We start from the raw sequence: 18725 nt of genomic DNA on the forward strand, positions 1-18725 counted from the left end.
ATTACCGCATAACACCCTACTAAAGTGGTGCTTTACAATCGTGTTCTAATTAGTAATTTGCCACGCTGTAAAACTACAAACGCGATACATCATTGAACAAAGCGAAACATGTTAGAAAAATGAGCAACAGGGCGCCCACTTTAAAACCAAACTCTTGTGTCTTTTCAGAGACCGGCTTTTTACGAAAAAGTTCAATTATGTAATACATTAAGTGTCCACCATCAAGCACTGGTAAGGGTAATAAATTAAATACACCCAAGTTAACGCTTATTAAGGCTAAAAAGCTTAAAAAGGCCACTAACCCATAGCTTACGCTAGTTCCAGCGCCTACTGCAATGCCCACAGGGCCACTTAAATTCTTAACCGAAACCTGGCCTGTAATTAAATTACCAATCATATCAAAACTGAGTGTAATTAAGCGCCACGTTTCTTTTGTGCCTCGCACGATACTATCGAGCGGACCGTAATGTCTAGTCTCTACATAACCATCAGGCCATTGCTGTACAACAGGAGCAACGCCTAAAAAGCCTTGCTCAATACCGTTATTATCAATGCGCCCTTTAGGGGTTACTGTAATGGCTTTTATAGTATCTTGTCTTTTTACACTAAATTGTAAAGATTTGTTAGCTGATTGCGTAATAAGATTAACTAATTGCTGCCAATTGCTTATTGTTTCACCGTTTACAGCCAAAATTGTGTCATTAACTTGTAAATTAGCGTGTTCTGCAGCTGAGTCTTTAGTTACGGCGGCAATTGTTAAAGTTGCTTGAGGTCTAAACGGTACAATACCTAACGAACTCAGTGGTGGTACGTCTTGCTGATCTAGTTTCCACCCCTCTAAATTAAGCGTTTTAACACGTGGTTGAAGGTTTTTATCGCGCACTATCACTTCAACGCTTTCTTCACCTAAATTAGACATAAGTGCAAACGTGGCATCTTGCCAGGTCGTTATATCATCATCACCAATTTTTATAATATGTTGAGAAGGCATAATGCCCGCTTGCTCTGCCCGGCTGCCCTCGGTAATACTACCTACCACAGGCTTTACCGACTGCACACCCACCATATACATTACAGCAAGAGCAAAAATGGCAAACAAAAAGTTGGCCATTGGACCCGCTGCAACTATGGCAATACGTGCTTGTACAGATTTAGCGTTAAACGATAAATGACGTTGGTTTGCCGGCACGTCATCAACACGCTCATCAAGCATTTTTACATAACCGCCTAATGGAATAGCCGCAATCACATATTCGGTATTATATTTATCGTGCCATTTTAATAGTGGCTTACCAAAGCCAATTGAAAAACGCAGCACTTTAACGCCCATTTTTCGTGCAACCCAAAAATGGCCATATTCATGTATGGCCACTAAAATACCAAGCGCTAAAATAAATGAGCCAAGATTCCAAAAAAAATCAAACATATTAATGCGCCACTTTTGTTATAAATTCTGAAGCGCTAATACGCGCTAATTTATCGCACTCTAAAATTTCATCTAAGCTTTGTACATTGGTATACGTTGCAGCTTCAAGCGTTTGTGCATTTATTTTGTATATATCAGTAAAACCAATTTTACCGTTTAAAAATGCACTTACTGCTATCTCATTTGCAGCATTAACCGTTGTGGTCGCGCCCTGCCCTGCACTACACGCATCAATCGCTAATTGTAAATTTGGATAGCGAGAAAAGTCAGGCTTGGTGAATGAGAAATCACATATATCAGAGAAGTTTAACGGTTTAACGCCTGCATTAATTCGCTCAGGGTATGCAAGTGCATGGGCAATTGGCGTACGCATATCAGGGTTACCCATTTGCGCTAAAATAGAACCGTCGTGGTATTGCACCATTGAGTGAATAATACTTTGTGGATGAATCACTACGTCTATATCACTGGTGTCGCAATTGAATAACCACTTAGCTTCAATAAACTCTAAGCCTTTATTCATCATAGTGGCCGAGTCTACTGATATTTTTTGACCCATCGACCAGTTAGGATGCGCCACGGCTTCACTTACAGTTACATCTTTTAGTGTGTTTATATCGCGCGTTAAAAACGGGCCACCAGAACCGGTAAGCAAAATTTTACTTACGCCATGTTGCTGTAAATTTTGATCGCCTTTGGCATTTTGTAACGAAGAAGGTAGGCATTGAAAAATAGCATTATGTTCGCTATCAATTGGCAGCAAGGTTGCTTTATGTTGTTTAACTTTATCAATAAACAACTGACCTGACATAACTAACGATTCTTTATTAGCAAGGAGTACTTTTTTACCTGCTTCTACTGCACTTAATGTTGGCAGTAAACCAGCTGCACCTACAATTGCCGACATCACGACATCAACATCTGGGTGAGCACATAAGTCGCACATTGCTTGCTCGCCGTGCATAACAAGCGTTTGGCATGGTGTATTAGCTAAATAAGCAGATAACTGCTCAGCGGCTTGCTGGGTAGCCATAATCGCATAAAGTGGTTCGTGTTCAATACACAGCTCAGCCATTTTTTTTGCGTTTTGCCCTGCAGCTAAAACAAAAACATCAAATAACTCTTTATTGCGCGATACAACATCTAGTGTACTTAAACCAATTGAACCTGTTGCGCCTAAAATAACCAGCAATTGCTTTTGGCTCATAAACTAAGAGTCCACGCATAGCACATTACAAACATTGGAGCTGCAGCCGTTAAGCTGTCAATGCGATCTAAAATACCGCCGTGCCCAGGTAAACAACGGCCGCTATCTTTTAAACCAGCTTCACGTTTAAACATGCTTTCAAGTAAATCACCTACCGCAGAGAACAATGCAATAAATGCAGTCATTATCGCGTAGATAGGCCAAACACCTAAATCAACATCGGTAAAGTGACAAAATGCTAAAACAAAAATGATAGAAGCGACTACACCGCCTGCTAACCCTTCAATTGTTTTATTAGGGCTCACTTTTGGCATAAGTTTATGCTTACCAAAGCTCTTACCTGAAAAATAAGCACCAACGTCTGCACTCCACACAATACCCAATACGACTAAAATCAGTACAGAGCCAAAATGTGTTGATTCAGCATATTGCGCACTGCGCAGCGTATTTAGTGCAAGCCATAACGGCACAAGTGTTAATAAACCTGCAATGCCGCGCATTACTAGACCTTCATTCCACGCTTTAGCCATTTCTGGATAGCGCCAAATTAAATAACTAGCAACAATCCACCAAGCAAACGAAAGCGTAAATAAGTAATTCGCATCACCTACTAGCTTGCCACTTTCCCATAGTGATTCAATAGGCCAATGTAAATTAAGCAGGCCAAGTAAGGCTGCAATCAATACAACAAAAGCACCACGTTTGAGCTTATCGCATAAACCCATAAACGCAGACCATTCCCATGCGCCTAATAATACTATTGCACCGGCAAAGTAACTAAATAACGTAAGCGGTGTATAAAAAACCAAAGCTAATGCCGATGGTGCAAGCACAAGTGAGGTTAAAATTCGTTGTTTTAACAAAATGTGACCCTTATTCTATTTAGGTTTGAGCGAGTAATTGTTTTATTTGTTCGCCCGTACAACCAAAACGTCGCTCTCTGGCAACGTAACACGCTATAGCCTCAGCAAATGCTGCTTCATTAAAATCAGGCCAAAGTGTTTCGGTAAAGTAAAGTTCTGCATAAGCAACTTGCCATAGTAAAAAATTACTAATACGAACATCGCCACCAGTGCGAATAAGTAAATCAGGTTCTGCCTGATCTGCCATGCTCATATGCTGTGCTAAGCGCTCTTCTGTAATATCTTCTGCGTTGAGTGTGCCTTGCGCAACTTGCAAAGCAAGTTGTTTAGCCGCGTTAGCCATATCCCAACGACCACCGTAATTAGCTGCAACATTTAAGCGCAATCCGGTATTATTTTCAGTCAGCTTATGCGCAGCGTCTACCTTGCTACGTAATCCTTCAGAAAATCGTGATAAGTCTCCAATAATGGTCAGTTTTACATTGTTTTTATGAAGCTTTTTAACTTCCTTTGTTAAAACAAATAAGAAAAGCTCCATTAAAGTGTTTACTTCGTCTTCAGGGCGGCGCCAGTTTTCACTACTAAAAGCAAATAAGGTTAACGATTGTATCCCTAATTTAGTACAAAACTGAACAGATTGACGAACTGCGTCTACGCCTTTTTTATGCCCATACACACGAGGTCTATTTCTAGCTTGTGCCCAACGTCCGTTCCCATCCATGATGATAGCAACATGTTTGGGTAAACATTGCTGTGAAATTGTGTCAGCATCTAGAACCATAAATATCGAGTATTCCATAAAAAAACGCCGCCTAGTATACCCTAGACGGCGTTTCAAAACTAATAATTTTAATAGGTCCTGTCGACCTTTCAGGATTGTAATTTATTCAATCTAGGCAGAACCCTTTGGGCAGCGCGTTTTTAGATTTTATGCATTGCTATCGCCTAATAATGGGAAATAACCACACTACGTAGGCTCTGCCTTGCCTTAAAACCAAACACACTACTGCAAATTCAACCTCAAAAGATAAACAGGCCCTACTTAGATTTCCATTAACTCTGCTTCTTTAGCAGCTAATAGAGTATCCATTTCTTTGATAAACTTATCTGTAAGTTTTTGAATCGCATCATCTGATTGACGCGCTTCATCTTCAGATATTTCTTTATCTTTTAATAAACCTTTTACATCGCCATTAGCATCACGACGAATGTTACGAATAGCAACACGACCGCCTTCAACTTCGCCACGTACAATTTTGATTAGGTCTTTACGACGCTCTTCTGTAAGTGGAGGAAGAGGTACACGAATAACAGTACCTGCCGACATAGGGTTTAAACCTAAGTCAGACGCCATAATTGCTTTTTCAACAGCTTGCGCTAAAGACTTATCAAATACACCAATAGCAAGTGTACGAGAATCTTCAATTGTTACGTTAGCAACTTGGTTTAAAGGCGTTGGTGCACCGTAGTACGACACCATAATGCCATCTAGGATTGCAGGATGTGCACGGCCAGTACGAATTTTAGATAATTGGCTACCTAGTGCAGTTACACTTTTTTGCATGCGCGCTTGCGCGTCTTTTTGAATATCGTTAATCACGGTTTAATCCTAATTATTTGATTATTTCATCTGAGGCTTGTGAAGAAATAAGTGTTCCTTCTTCTTCACCCATAATTACGCGTTTTAGCGCGCCTGATTTATTCATATTAAATACGCTCAATGGCATATTGTGATCGCGGGCTAGAGTAAATGCCGCTAAATCCATAACTTTTAATTCTTTTTCAATGATTTCATTGTAGCTTAAGTGGCTGTAAAGCGTCGCTTCTGGGTTTTTAACAGGATCATCACTGTACACGCCATCCACTTTAGTCGCTTTAATTACTGTATCCGCTTCAATTTCGATACCGCGTAAACACGCTGCAGAATCGGTAGTAAAAAATGGGTTACCGGTGCCTGCTGCAAAAATAACAACGCGGCCAGTTTTCAATAAACTAATTGCTTCAGCCCAGTTATAAGCGTCACATACACCATTTAGCGGAATAGCCGACATTAAGCGACAGTTTACAAATGCACGGTGTAGCGCATCACGCATTGCAAGGCCATTCATAACCGTTGCAAGCATACCCATGTGGTCGCCTACTACGCGGTTCATACCTGCTTCTGCAAGTGAACCACCGCGTAAAAAGTTACCTCCACCAATAACTAAACCCACTTCTACGTCAAGCTCTACTAGCTCTTTAATTTCTTGTGCCATACGGTCTAAAACTTTAGGGTCGATGCCGAAGCCTTCGTCTCCCATTAAAGCTTCACCACTTAATTTGAGAAGAACACGTCTGAAAATAGGTTTGCGATTGATAGTCATAGTATAGGGGCCAACTTTTATTGAATTATGGATAAAAAATAACCGCGCTTATGTTAAACATAAAAGCGCGGTTATTTTAAAGAATTTCTAGCTGTGAAGCAAAACCAAATAGTACTTTAATTGCATCTAATTTCCTTTTGCATCACAAATAGTTAATCTTACTGACCTTTAGCAGCTGCAATTTGAGCAGCAACTTCAGCAGCAAAATCTTCTTCTTTCTTCTCGATACCTTCACCAACTTCTACACGTACAAAGCCAGTAACTGTTGCGTTTTTCTCTTTAAGAATATCGCCAACAGATTTTTTAGGTTCCATGATGAAAGCTTGACCAGTAAGAGAAACCTCACCAGTGAATTTTTTCATGCGACCAACAACCATCTTCTCAGCGATTTCAGCAGGCTTGCCTTCATTCATCGCGATTTCGATTTGTACTTGCTTTTCTTTTTCTACAACGTCAGCTGGTACGTCAGAAGGAGTTAAGTACTCTGGACGTGAAGCAGCAACGTGCATTGCAACGTGCTTAAGTGTTTCTTCATCAGCAACACCTGCAACAACAACACCGATACGGTCGCCATGACGGTACTCAACTAGGTTTTCACCAGCGATGTACTGCAGACGACGTACGTTGATGTTTTCGCCAATTTTAGTTACTAGCTCAACACGGTCTTCTTCAAACTTAGCTTGTAAGTCTTCGATAGTAAGAGTGTCAGCAATTGCAGCTTCAGCAACTTTATCAGCAAATGCTAAAAAGCTTACGTCTTTTGCAACGAAGTCTGTTTGACAGTTAACTTCTACTAGTACTGCAACACCAGCGTTTTGCTTGATGATGATAGTACCTTCAGCAGCAATGTTACCTGCTTTTTTAGCAGCTTTCGCAGCGCCACTTTTACGCATGTTTTCAATCGCTAACTCGATGTCGCCATCAGTCTCAGTTAACGCTTTTTTACAATCCATCATGCCAGCGCCTGTGCGCTCGCGTAATTCTTTAACTAGGGCAGTAGTTACAGCCATTAGTAAATCCTCAAATCTGAAATCTGGTTTAGATAAGCGGGTTACCCGCTCTACAAGAATAACAAGTCTTCACCTTAAAAAGATGAAGACTTGATGATAGCTAATTACTCAGCTTCAACGAAATCGTCTTTCTCAGCTTGAGCAACGATGTTATTCTCGCGACCTTCAGTGATAGCAGCTGCAACAGCGCTAGTGTAAAGGCTTACAGCACGGATAGCATCATCGTTACCAGGAACGATGTAATCAACGCCGTCTGGGTTAGAGTTAGTATCAACGATTGCAACAACAGGGATACCTAGGTTGTTTGCTTCACGGATAGCAATGTGCTCGTGGTCAGCATCGATAACGAAAAGCGCGTCTGGAAGACCGCCCATGTTTTTGATACCACCAAGGCTCTTTTCAAGCTTTTCCATTTCGCGGTTAAGCATTAACGTTTCTTTCTTAGTTAATTTCTCGAAAGTACCGTCTTGGCTTTGTACTTCAAGGTCTTTAAGACGCTTGATTGATTGACGTACAGTTTTCCAGTTAGTCAACATACCACCTAACCAACGGTGATTTACGAAGAACTGATCGCTTTCTAAAGCAGCTGCTTTAACTGCGTCGCTTGCTGCGCGCTTAGTACCAACGAAAAGAACTTTACCTTTGTTAGCTGCAGCACTTGATAAAAACTTAAGTGCGTCGTTGAACATTGGTACAGTTTGCTCAAGGTTGATGATATGTACACGGTTACGTGTGCCGAAGATGAAAGGCTTCATCTTAGGGTTCCAGTAACGTGCTTGGTGACCAAAGTGAACACCAGCTTGAAGCATATCGCGCATTGAAACGTTTGCCATTTTATAGATCCTCTATAGTTGTTTAGGGTTAGGCCTCCACATATCCCATAGCACCAACACCGAAGTAATTAAACTTCAAATGCACCCAAGTGTATGTGACGATACGTGTGTGTGTTAAAATAAAATTGTGTTTGCCTTAAATACAAAAAATCATTTAAGAATTTATTTGTAAAAAGACGGCGCGCTTTATACCATATTAAAATTAAATACTCAACGTCGCGTGCAAAATTTGTTCGGCGATAAATGTTAGAAACTCAACTTTGGAGCCTCAATGAGCGCTATTATCAAGACCCCTGAAGAAATAGAGAAAATGCGCGTAGCTGGGCGCTTAGCGGCCGATGTACTTGAAATGATCGGCCCTCATGTAGTGCCGGGTGTTACCACCGATGAGCTAAATACACTTTGTCATGATTATATTGTGAATGTGCAACAAGCAATCCCTGCTCCGTTAAATTATCATGGCTTTCCAAAATCAGTTTGTACGTCAGTTAATCATGTTATTTGTCACGGAATTCCAAATGACAAAGCATTAAAAGAAGGCGACAGCGTAAATATTGACGTAACTGTCATTAAAGATGGCTACCACGGCGATACTTCTAAAATGTTCCACGTTGGTACACCAAACATCCAAGCTAAGCGTCTTGCAGAAGTAACACAAGAAAGCTTATACCTTGCTATTAAAATGGTAAAACCAGGTGTGCGCTTAGGTGATATTGGCTCTGCTATTCAAAAATATGCAGAAAGTTTTAATTACTCTATTGTTCGTGAATATTGCGGCCACGGTATTGGCGCAGGATTTCATGAAGAACCACAAGTAATGCACTACGGTAAAGCGGGTACTGGCGAAACTTTAAAAGCGGGCATGTGCTTAACAATTGAACCAATGGTTAATGCGGGTAAACGCCAATGTAAGCTACTTAAAGATGATTGGACTGTAGTAACTCGCGACCGCAGCTTGTCTGCACAGTGGGAACATACTTTATTAGTGACTGAAAATGGTGTTGAAATTTTAACGCTACGATCAGATGATACTATCGACAGGATCATAGAACACTAATAATAAATAAGAAATTAGGAGCCAGCCCACGTGGCATTACCCAACAAAGTAAAAAAGTTGCTCAGCGATGCAGAGCAACTTAGTGATTATCGCGATTGTTCTAGCTATTTTTATAAATGGTTACATAACGAATTTTCTAAACAACCGGTTGGGAATTTAATTAATGCCCGGGCTGAGTTTATTGACCGCCTACTAATTAAGCTTTTTCATGTTTACGACTTAGCGCGCGAACCTGATTTAGCACTAATAGCAGTAGGCGGATACGGACGTGGCGAGCTACATCCCTACTCCGACATCGATTTTTTATTGCTTGTAACTAAACCACCAAGCGAAGAAATATGCGAAAAAATAGGCCAGTTTGTCACCATGCTATGGGATCTCAACTTAGAGATTGGCCACAGCGTGCGCACGATAGAACAAGCCATTGAGCAAAAACGTGAAGACGTTACTTTTGCCACCAGTTTACTCGAAAGCCGCCTTATTTTTGGTAATCATATTGAGTTTGAAAAACTCAAAACGCATATTCTAGAAACCCCCGTATGGCGCTCCGGTGAGTTTTTTACTGCCAAAGTTCAAGAACAAAACTTACGTCACAAAAAGTGCCATGGCACCGCGTATAATCTTGAGCCAAACATTAAAGAAAACCCCGGTGGCCTGCGCGACTTGCAAACCATTATTTGGGTCGCAAAAAAGCACTTTAGAACCGAAACCCTGCAAGAGTTAATAAGTCACGGCTACTTAACCCATGAAGAGTTTCAAGAGCTTTCAGAGTGCCTAGAGAACCTATGGAATATTCGCTTTGCACTGCATCTAGCCGCAGGTCGGGCTGAAAACCGCTTATTGTTTGATCATCAACCACAAGCCGCCGAAATTTTAGGTTTTGGTAGCGACGGTAAAGCCTCTGTTGAGCGTATGATGAAGCGCTTATTTAGAATAATGAGCCGCGTGCGCGAACTTAACCAAATGCTACTTTCATACTTTGAGCAAAGTATCATGCCCGAAAGTAGTGAAAAAACGGTGATAGTACTCGACAGAAACTTTGAGCAAGTGGGCCATCAAATACGCGTAAAAGATCCATCTGTATTTTTTAGACGTGACCAACTTTTTGTATTGTTTGAGCACATAGCAGACAACCCTGCAATAACGCATATTTACCCAAGCACTATTCGTACAATCCGCCAAGTACGCCGCCGTTTATTGGGGGATTTACAAGATTATGCAGCCTGTCGTGAAGCTTTTTTACGCTTAGTTAAACACCCTAATGGTATGGGCCGCGCATTTACGTTAATGCACAAGCACGGCATGCTTGCCGCCTACTTACCGCAGTGGCGTAATATATTTGGACAAATGCAGTTCGATTTGTTTCACGCCTACACCGTAGATGAGCATACTCACAAATTAATCAAAAATATTTACGAATACTTTGATAAAACTGGCATTAGCGAGTTTCCTATTTGTAGTGAAATAGTCACTCGAATGGACAAACCAGAGCTACTTTATTTAGCCGGTATATTTCACGACATTGCTAAAGGCCGAGGGGGAGATCACTCTGAACTTGGCGCTGTTGATGCTATAGCCTTTGCTAAACTACATGGTTTTTCATCCTCTGATGCAAAATTAGTAGCATGGCTTGTAAGTAACCATTTACTTATGTCGGTTACCGCGCAGCGTAAAGATATTAACGACCCTGCTGTAATAAAAGACTTTGCAACACGTATTAAAACAGAGCGCCAACTCGACTATTTATATTGTTTAACCGTTGCCGACATCCGTGCAACCAACGACAACTTATGGAACGATTGGAAAAACACCCTACTGCGTGAATTGTACTTGCACACGCAGCGCGCATTACGCTTAGGGCTTGAAAACCCAATGGATCAGCGCGACCAAATTCGCGATAAAAAGCACCAAGCTAAACAACGTCTACTCAACTTAGGTTACCCTGAGAATAAAATTGATTTAATTTGGAGTCGCTTTAAAGCCAACTACTTTACCGCCTTTAGCGAACAGCAAATATCGTGGCAAAGTGAGCATTTATTAACTAGCACCGATTTAAGCCAACCTAGTGTCATTGTATCTAACAAAGCAATGCATGGGGGTACACAAGTATTTGTATACAGCCCCTACTCTGGTGCGCTTTTTGCGAGATTAGTGAGTGTAATTGGCTCTAAAAAAGCACAAATACAGCACGCGCAAGTACTGACCACAAAAGATGGTTACGTCCTGTTTAGCTTTGTAATACTTGAAGTAAGTGGCGACCCTATTGCAAGTGGTCGAGCGCAATCAATTAAACGCGGGCTTGAGCAAGCACTTAGCGATCCGCGTAAAAAAATTCGCTTTAAAAAGAGCCGCTCTCAACGCTTTAAAGATTTTAATATTAAACCTAAAATTGTGTTGCGCCCACATGCACGCAAAGACCGTAGCTTAATAGAAATTCAAGCCGTCGATATACAAGGTTTACTAACCAAAATAGCCGAAGTTTTCCAAGCGCATTTACTACACATTCACGCTGCCCGTATTACAACGGTAGGTGAACGTGCAGAGGATTTCTTTGTTGTATCTAATAACGAATACCAAGCGCTGACTGATGAAGAGCAAGCAAAAATTCATCAGGCATTACGTAAAAAATTCAACGCCGAAACAGAATAGAGGACACACATGTCAGATTTAAAAACGATGATCGAAAACGCATGGGACAACCGCGATAGCATTAGCCCAAGCACAGTATCAAGCGACGTAAAACAAGCCATTATTGATGCACTTGATTTGCTTGATAGCGGCGCAGCACGCGTTGCTGAAAAAATATCAGGTGAATGGGTTGTACACCAGTGGCTTAAAAAAGCCGTTTTACTGTCGTTTCGTATTCGCGACAACCAACCAATGAACGACGGCGTAAACCAGTTTTACGACAAAGTACCACTTAAATTTAGCGACTACACGCCAGAGCAATTTCAGCAAGGTGGTATGCGCGTAGTACCAAACGCAGTAGCACGTAAAGGCAGCTTTGTAGGTAAAAACGTCGTACTTATGCCATCGTACGTAAATATTGGCGCATACGTTGACGACGGCACCATGGTTGATACATGGGCGACTGTAGGCTCATGTGCACAAATTGGTAAGAACGTACATTTATCAGGTGGCGTAGGCATAGGCGGCGTTTTAGAGCCTCTACAAGCTAATCCAACTATCATTGAAGACAACTGCTTTATTGGCGCACGTTCTGAAATTGTTGAAGGCGTAATTGTTGAAGAAGGCGCAGTAATTTCAATGGGCGTTTACATCAGCCAAAGCACTCGTATTTATGACCGCGAAACTGGCGAAATTCACTACGGCCGCGTACCAGCAGGCGCAGTAGTTGTACCAGGCGCACTACCGTCAAAAGATGGTACTCACAGCCTATACGCTGCAATCATCGTAAAAAAAGTAGATAAGCAAACACGTGAAAAAGTAGGTATAAACGCCCTACTACGCTCAATTGATGAGTAATAGTCGATTGGGTTGAGTGAAATGAAACCCAACGATACGTTGAAGTTAAGTGTTTTAGCTAAACTTTAATTATATATAGAAAGCTCTAAGCCCTTTGGTTTGGAGCTTTTTTAAATTCTTCTAAATGAAGTTTTAGTACTAGACACTTCTACATCAAAATTTAATGAACTCAAAAAAGACTTTAAGCCTTTAACAGCTAACTCATTATTTTCTGATGGTCCTATTATAATTTCATCAATTGAATTTTTAGGAAAAGGTATCGCTCTATATGGGGCTATAATGCCAGACTTTAGGGTTCTGTAGCATAAAGGAAAAAACTCTTTCACTCCATTTTCAAGCTCTATAAAATCAATATTAGAGGAGTCTATAAAATCAAAATAACCCTTTTCAGTATTTTCATTTAATGAGACTAAACCAGGGTAAAAAAGAGTAAAACGATACTCTTCTTCATATTCGAACGCTTGATCTTTTATGCTAGCAATCTTAAAAATCGCTTCATTAAAAATTTCAATTGCAGCAATAGCACATTTTTCATTTAGGTCATTTCCATTTGAATTTGGATCTAACACATAACTTAAAACCTCAGGCAGATAGTGTTCTTCAATTAAAGAATGAAGCATTTCCTCAGTTGGTTGGTAATCAACATCATCATAGCCACTCAAAAGTTTTCTTTGCCTAAAGTACTCATCATCAAATAGCTTTTCTTTATTAAACTTTATGCAATATGAAGTTTGCTCTGACCCGTAAGTTAGCCAGTGGTTTAGGCTATCACGCTTAGTTGTAAATGAAGTGGTATAAATTTCATCAATGGTATTATTATCAATTATGTTCCATAGAAAATTTAAAAAATGATTTGCGAGATGCACGTCCTTACTTCGCATTTCTTTTTGGGTAACATCTAAAGGTATATTTTTGTGTTTGGCATAAATTTCTTCGAGTTTGATTTGTGAAAACTCAGACAAACTCCCTCTGAGTGATTTTATTCTATCAATACCTTGCTTTATTTCTCTAAAATCATTTAGATACTCTGCGTTAGTAGCCCATAAACTTTTGCTCTCTAAAATTCCCTTTAAACCATCTGCAGAAGTGTAATGATAAACATATTCCATATTTAAAATCCCAAGTAATGTTAATCTTTAGTTTAAGCTTGATAAGTGGCAACAATAAAATTTGATAATCTTAAACAAGAGACTGAATTAGCCAACACACCCAAGATATAATAAGGTAGTAAAGCACAATTGAAAGTTAGCAATTAATATTAAGGATTAATATGACAAAAACTGCTTTACGCTCAACTATTTTGCTACCGGTATTTTTACCTGCAGTGGTTATTATTCTGCTCTTGGTAATTGGTACAATTAGCAACCCTGAACTCGCAGGGCAAGTATTCAGCGTTACCCTCAAGTGGATAACAGAAACCTTTGGTTGGTTTTATATGTTATCAGTCGCTATTTTCTTAGTTTTCATTGTTTGTGTAGCAGCCTCCAGCTGGGGAAATATCAAGCTGGGTCCTGATCATGCGCAGCCGCAATACAGTTTCGCTGAATGGTTTGCTATGCTATTTTCGGCCGGTTACGGAGTCGCATTACTTTATTTTGGTGTAGCAGAGCCCGTGCTCCATTATGCATCTCCGCCCGCAGGCGCAGCAGAAACCGTCGACGCTGCCAAGCAAGCTATGCAAATTGCATTTTTTCATTGGGGTTTTCACATATGGGCAATCTATGGGATTGTCGGTTTAGTCCTTGCGTATTTTGCATTTCGTCATGGCCTCCCACTGTCGATTCGCTCAGCGTTGTATCCACTTATTGGTGATAAAATATATGGTCCTATTGGTCACACTGTTGATGTGTTTGCCATATTAGGCACGTTATTTGGCATTGCCACAACGTTAGGACTTTCCGTTACCCAAATTAATGCTGGGCTGCATTATTTGTGGCCAAGTATCCCTATTAATACCACAGTACAAATTACTGCTATTGCCATTATTACCGCAGCAGCTACTCTCTCAGTAGTGGCTGGGATGGATAAAGGTGTAAAGCGCTTATCTATTGTAAACATGACTCTTGCAGTGTCGTTAATGGCCTTTGTATTTTTTATTGGCCCTACTATTCATATTCTTGAATCGTTTTTACAAAATACCGGCAGCTACCTTAGCGGTATTGTTGAGCGTACTTTTAATTTACAAGCGTACAGCCGTAGTGATTGGATTGGTAACTGGACCCTATTTATATTTGGCTGGACTATTGCTTGGGCACCCTTTGTTGGCATGTTTATCGCTAAAATTAGCCGCGGCAGAACCATCAGGCAATTTGTTGTTGGCGTGATGCTAGTCCCGACTATTTTTACCTTTTTATGGTTTTCTGTGTTTGGTGATACCGCGTTAAATCTAATAATGAATGAAGGGTTCAATACTTTAATTACTGATGTTCAAGCAAACCAAGCTGTTGCATTGTTTCAGTTATTTGAGGTGTTACCGTTATCATTTATTATTTCGCTACTTACCGTTATTCTAATCATTACCTTTTTTGTTACTTCGTCTGACTCAGGATCATTAGTTATTGATTCTCTCGCCTCTGGAGGTAATATTAATACACCCGCATGGCAACGCGTGTTTTGGGCTGTGCTAGAGGGCGCGGTGGCTGCTGTTTTATTAGTGGCAGGTGGGTTAAGTGCGCTACAAACTATGACTATAGCCAGTGCCTTACCCTTTGCGATTATTATGCTTATTGCAACCGCTGGGCTTTGGCGAGCACTCACCATTGAAGGCCATCGCGATACTAGTTTACAAGCACATGCGCTTAATGGCCGTAATATTAACTTATCTCATTGGAAGCGCCGTTTAGCCGCCATGGTTAATTACCCCAATAAAGAAAAAGTACACACCTTCATTAGTAGTGTGGTAGTACAAGCAATGCAAGCCGTTCAGGCTGAATTAAAAGCGCGACAATGGCATGCAGAGGTTGATTTTGATACCGACTTAGGCCGTGCTCATTTAACTGTGCTACGCCATGAGCATGTTGATTTTGTGTATGACATTCGTCTAACCGAACACCCTATGCCAAGCTTTGCCTATTCTGAGCTGAAACCTGAGACTGATAACATCGAAATGTATTACAAGGCTGATGTTTTCTTACGCCGTGGTGGGCAATCTTACGATGTGTATGGTTACAGTGAAGATGATATTGTGAAGGATATTCTTGATCAATTTGAGAATTACTTACACTTTTTAGGTAACAGCCCAGGTGAACTACCTTGGGATATGGCCGAACACGATGACATGTTAAATAGCGATAAACCTTAAATAAGCATCGTATTTAATACACAATTATTGCAATAAAAAAGGCACTGAAAAGTGCCTTTTTAGTTCGCTCAATTAATTTTTAACTACAGCGCGTTAAATACGTCGTCTGTTTTAGCTGCGCAAATAAAATCGTTTTTGTGTAGGCCTTTAATTGAATGGCTCCACCATGTAACCGTTACTTTGCCCCACTCGGTTAATAAACCTGGGTGATGGCCTTCGTCTTCTGCCATGTCGCCTACTTTGTTAGTAAACGCGATAGCCTGTTTGAAGTTTTTAAATTTATAAACACGCTCAAGCTGCATAATGCCGTCACGTACTTCTGGTACCCAATCTGGGATTTTAGTAATTAATTGTGCTAACTCTTCGTCAGATACTTTTGGCGCATCTACATGACAGGCTTCGCATTTTTGTGCACTTAATGAAGACATTCTAAATCCTTACTTTTAGCTTTTGTAGCATTAATGTTTAACTGGCTAATTTTTCTTTTGGTGGAAATTTTGGGTCGTGCAAACCAAGCTCTTTAGCTCGCTCAACCAAAGTCATAATATCCATTTGTGATATATCAAACAGATCATGAATCGAATTTATGGTGTAGTACTGTGGTTGCATAATATCAATACGGTACGGCGTACGCAGTACATCTAGAACATTCATTGGGCTGATTTCTGGCGTGTTTGAGTATACGTACTGAGTCTCCCCTGGGCTTGATAAAATACCACCGCCGTAAATACGCAGACCGTGTTCGGTTTGCATTAAACCAAATTCGACTGTAAACCAGTATATACGCGCAAGGTATACACGGTCTTTTTTCTGCGCTGCGTAACCTAATTGCCCGTACTTATGCGTAAACTCGGCAAAGTCAGGGTTAGTTAGCATGGCGCAATGGCCAAATATTTCATGAAAAATATCAGGCTCTTGTAGGTAGTCAAATTCTTCGCGGCTACGAATAAATGTAGCTACCGGAAACTGCTTGTTTGCCAGTAATCTAAAAAACTCATCAAAGTCGATAAGCGCAGGTACTGGTGCAACTTGCCAACCGGTTGTGGCTAGTAACACTTCGTTTAGTTCGCTTAACTGCGGAATGCGGTCGTGCGGCAGGTTAATCTTTTTTAACCCTTGCATGTACTCATCGCAGGCTTTGCCTTCAATGCATGCAAGTTGGCGCGCTACAAGCTCAGACCAAATTTTATTTTCTTCATCACTCCAATGTATAACACCATTTTCGTCTGGTGTTTTGGATGTGTATTTACTTGCTTTAGCCATAAGTACCTTCTTGGGTGTGAGCCCTAAATCGGTGTCAGTGTGATACTCAAACCTAATGAATATCGAATGGCCCCATACTATGCAAAAGTGAAGAAAAGTTTAATAGATAGGCTAACATCAGTATTTAGCGCGATCACTTAGATTGTAAATTTAAAATTACACCTGTGGCACATTAAAAATACAGGCCTTTAAACAAAGGCCTACACCTTGTTTTTAGTGTACAAAATTAAATACACCTAACCAATTTTAGTAAAAGCTTGGTCTAAATCACTAATAATGTCGTTAACATCTTCAAGCCCAACCGAGAGTCTGATCAGCCCATCACTTATTCCAGCGGCAGCTCGCTCCTCTGGCGTATAAGGCGAGTGAGTCATAGATGCAGGATGCTGAATCAGTGTTTCAGCGTCGCCGAGGCTTACTGCAAGTGTACAAAGTTTCATACTATCAATAAATTGTGCGCCATCTTGTAGCGTGCCTTTTATTTCAAACGCAATAACACCACCAGCGGCTTTCATTTGATTACCAATAAACTTATAACCTGGGTGCGACTTAAGCCCCGGGTAATATACGGTGCTTACTTGTGGGTGAGCCTCTAGATATTGCGCTATTGTTTGTGCGCTTTGACAATGGCGCTCTATTCTAATAGCGAGTGTTTTTAGGCCTCGATTAATTAGCCATGCATCGTGTGGGCTTATGGTTGCACCAATATCTTTTAGTACGGTCATTTTAATGTGTGTTATGTGCTCAAACGATCCACATACAATACCGGCAACTACATCTCCGTGGCCGTTTAAGTACTTGGTCGCACTGTGCATTATAATGTCGATACCGTATTTTTTAGGCGATTGCAGTAGCGGCGTTAAAAAGGTGTTGTCGACCACACTAATTAAGTTGTGCTCTTTAGCAACTGCGCCAATAAGTGCCAAATCAATAACCGCCATAGTGGGGTTGATTGGCGTTTCTACAAATATCATTTTTGAATTAGGTTTGATGGCAGCGCGTAGTTCGTCCTCGTTGGTCATATCAACAAAAGTGACTTCGATTCCCCAGCGCGGCAACATATGCGAGAAAAACGCAAAGGTACAACCATATAAAGCACTTGAGGCAACAAGATGATCTCCTTGCGATAAAAAGCTCAGTACTGAGGCAGATACAGCCCCCATACCTGTTGCGGTTGCAGCTGCTGCTTCACAACTCTCTAGTTGAGCAACTTTTTGTTCAAGCTCTGTGGTTGTGGGGTTTCCTAAACGCGTATAAATATAGCCAGGTTCGTCGCCTGCAAAACGCGCAGCACCTTGTGCGGCATTTTCAAAATGAAAGGTCGAGGTTTGATACAAAGGAGAAGTAAGTGCGCCGTGCGGGTCGTTTGCTTTTTGTGGTCCGTGAATACACTGGGTGTTTATATGATGCTTGCTCATTGTAGGCTCATTTTTTTGATTATTATGTTTTTGCGATTCAACAATCAAAACGTATGCGCTTACAAACAGCAAGCATGCCGGATGCTCAGATGGCTATTTGTGTAAAAACCGTGCAGCGCACGTTTGTACACAAATATTGCCACCAGGGCGTGTTGACCTTTGCGGATTGAAATTTGTTCAATCCAAGGAAGATTAAATCGCGGCGCGAGGTTTGTAACCTAGTGGGCTCGGTAACTGCTCCTGCGTTACCCTACTGGCTTACATCCATGTAAGAATAAGTAAAACCGAGCAAAGCTTCCGCGTCCTGCTCACGCCCCTTACCTACATCCATGTAGGCAACAAAGAGTAAATAGCCCCTAGGAAGTACCCTTTGGGCAGCGCCTGTTTGGCATTAATGCTACGTTATCACCTATTTATGGGGAATAACCACACTACATAGGCTCTGCCTTGCCTAAATACCAAACAGACTGCTGCAAATTCAACCATCAAAGATAAACA

Annotated in this window: 16 protein-coding genes; 4 read left to right on the forward strand and 12 right to left on the reverse strand. The window is 40.9% G+C overall.

The genetic code is table 11. The features are described from left to right. Nucleotides 1-73: 73 nt before the first annotated feature. From rseP to rpsB, 8 genes are all read right to left on the reverse strand, one after another. Nucleotides 74-1426, reverse strand: coding sequence for a sigma E protease regulator RseP (rseP, locus tag H5089_RS15770; RefSeq protein ID WP_002958314.1), 1353 nt, complete (start codon nucleotides 1424-1426; stop codon nucleotides 74-76). Nucleotide 1427: 1 nt separating this feature from the next. Further along, on the reverse strand, nucleotides 1428-2633 hold the full coding sequence (gene ispC, locus H5089_RS15775; protein WP_182682332.1) for a 1-deoxy-D-xylulose-5-phosphate reductoisomerase: 1206 nt from the start codon (nucleotides 2631-2633) through the stop codon (nucleotides 1428-1430). Continuing rightward, a complete protein-coding gene (locus tag H5089_RS15780; protein WP_024596496.1) occupies nucleotides 2630-3496 on the reverse strand; it encodes a phosphatidate cytidylyltransferase in 867 nt (288 codons plus the stop codon). Before H5089_RS15780 ends, ispC begins: the two co-directional genes overlap by 4 nt. A gap of 19 nt (nucleotides 3497-3515) precedes the next feature. Then, a complete protein-coding gene (locus H5089_RS15785; protein WP_024596497.1) occupies nucleotides 3516-4295 on the reverse strand; it encodes an isoprenyl transferase in 780 nt (259 codons plus the stop codon). Nucleotides 4296-4538: 243 nt separating this feature from the next. Next, on the reverse strand, nucleotides 4539-5060 hold the full coding sequence (gene frr, locus H5089_RS15790) for a ribosome recycling factor (RefSeq protein WP_206013162.1): 522 nt from the start codon (nucleotides 5058-5060) through the stop codon (nucleotides 4539-4541). A gap of 49 nt (nucleotides 5061-5109) precedes the next feature. Continuing rightward, nucleotides 5110-5859 (reverse strand): UMP kinase, encoded by a 750-nt coding sequence (pyrH, locus tag H5089_RS15795; RefSeq protein WP_024596498.1) that lies wholly within the window; start codon nucleotides 5857-5859, stop codon nucleotides 5110-5112. Nucleotides 5860-6017: 158 nt separating this feature from the next. Continuing rightward, the gene (tsf, locus tag H5089_RS15800; protein WP_002958320.1) at nucleotides 6018-6869 is read right to left on the reverse strand and encodes a translation elongation factor Ts; all 852 of its coding nucleotides are present in this window, start codon (nucleotides 6867-6869) and stop codon (nucleotides 6018-6020) included. A gap of 104 nt (nucleotides 6870-6973) precedes the next feature. Further along, a complete protein-coding gene (gene rpsB, locus H5089_RS15805; protein WP_024596499.1) occupies nucleotides 6974-7702 on the reverse strand; it encodes a 30S ribosomal protein S2 in 729 nt (242 codons plus the stop codon). 271 nt (nucleotides 7703-7973) lie between these two features. Here rpsB and map point away from each other — a divergent pair, with 271 nt between their 5' ends. The 3 genes from map to dapD are packed head-to-tail and all read left to right on the forward strand — an operon-like array spanning nucleotide 7974 to nucleotide 12245. Further along, nucleotides 7974-8759, forward strand: a complete 786-nt coding sequence (gene map / locus H5089_RS15810; protein ID WP_002958322.1) for a type I methionyl aminopeptidase — start codon at nucleotides 7974-7976, stop codon at nucleotides 8757-8759. A 30-nt stretch (nucleotides 8760-8789) separates the two neighbouring features. Beyond that, on the forward strand, nucleotides 8790-11408 hold the full coding sequence (glnD, locus tag H5089_RS15815; RefSeq protein WP_002958323.1) for a [protein-PII] uridylyltransferase: 2619 nt from the start codon (nucleotides 8790-8792) through the stop codon (nucleotides 11406-11408). Nucleotides 11409-11417: 9 nt separating this feature from the next. After that, nucleotides 11418-12245, forward strand: a complete 828-nt coding sequence (gene dapD / locus H5089_RS15820; RefSeq protein ID WP_002958324.1) for a 2,3,4,5-tetrahydropyridine-2,6-dicarboxylate N-succinyltransferase — start codon at nucleotides 11418-11420, stop codon at nucleotides 12243-12245. 110 nt (nucleotides 12246-12355) lie between these two features. Here dapD and H5089_RS15825 read toward each other — a convergent pair whose 3' ends face one another. Beyond that, the gene (locus tag H5089_RS15825; RefSeq protein ID WP_182712634.1) at nucleotides 12356-13354 is read right to left on the reverse strand and encodes a DUF2971 domain-containing protein; all 999 of its coding nucleotides are present in this window, start codon (nucleotides 13352-13354) and stop codon (nucleotides 12356-12358) included. Nucleotides 13355-13515: 161 nt separating this feature from the next. On the opposite strand from H5089_RS15825, the gene H5089_RS15830 reads away from it, so the two are divergent. Next, nucleotides 13516-15546: a BCCT family transporter gene (locus tag H5089_RS15830; protein ID WP_182712635.1), complete on the forward strand. Its 2031-nt coding sequence runs from the start codon at nucleotides 13516-13518 to the stop codon at nucleotides 15544-15546. Nucleotides 15547-15629: 83 nt separating this feature from the next. Here H5089_RS15830 and H5089_RS15835 read toward each other — a convergent pair whose 3' ends face one another. From H5089_RS15835 to megL, 3 genes are all read right to left on the reverse strand, one after another. Further along, a complete protein-coding gene (locus tag H5089_RS15835; protein ID WP_002958326.1) occupies nucleotides 15630-15974 on the reverse strand; it encodes a 4a-hydroxytetrahydrobiopterin dehydratase in 345 nt (114 codons plus the stop codon). Between the two features lie 37 nt (nucleotides 15975-16011). Further along, on the reverse strand, nucleotides 16012-16809 hold the full coding sequence (gene phhA / locus H5089_RS15840) for a phenylalanine 4-monooxygenase (protein WP_024596501.1): 798 nt from the start codon (nucleotides 16807-16809) through the stop codon (nucleotides 16012-16014). A gap of 236 nt (nucleotides 16810-17045) precedes the next feature. Next, nucleotides 17046-18227 carry a methionine gamma-lyase gene (gene megL, locus H5089_RS15845; protein ID WP_024596502.1) on the reverse strand — a complete coding sequence of 394 codons (1182 nt, stop codon included), beginning with the start codon at nucleotides 18225-18227 and terminating at the stop codon, nucleotides 17046-17048. Nucleotides 18228-18725: the final 498 nt, after the last annotated feature.

The sequence above is a fragment of the Pseudoalteromonas sp. SR45-1 genome, from assembly GCF_014163655.1.
GTDB classification, from domain to species: Bacteria; Pseudomonadota; Gammaproteobacteria; order Enterobacterales; family Alteromonadaceae; genus Pseudoalteromonas; species Pseudoalteromonas distincta.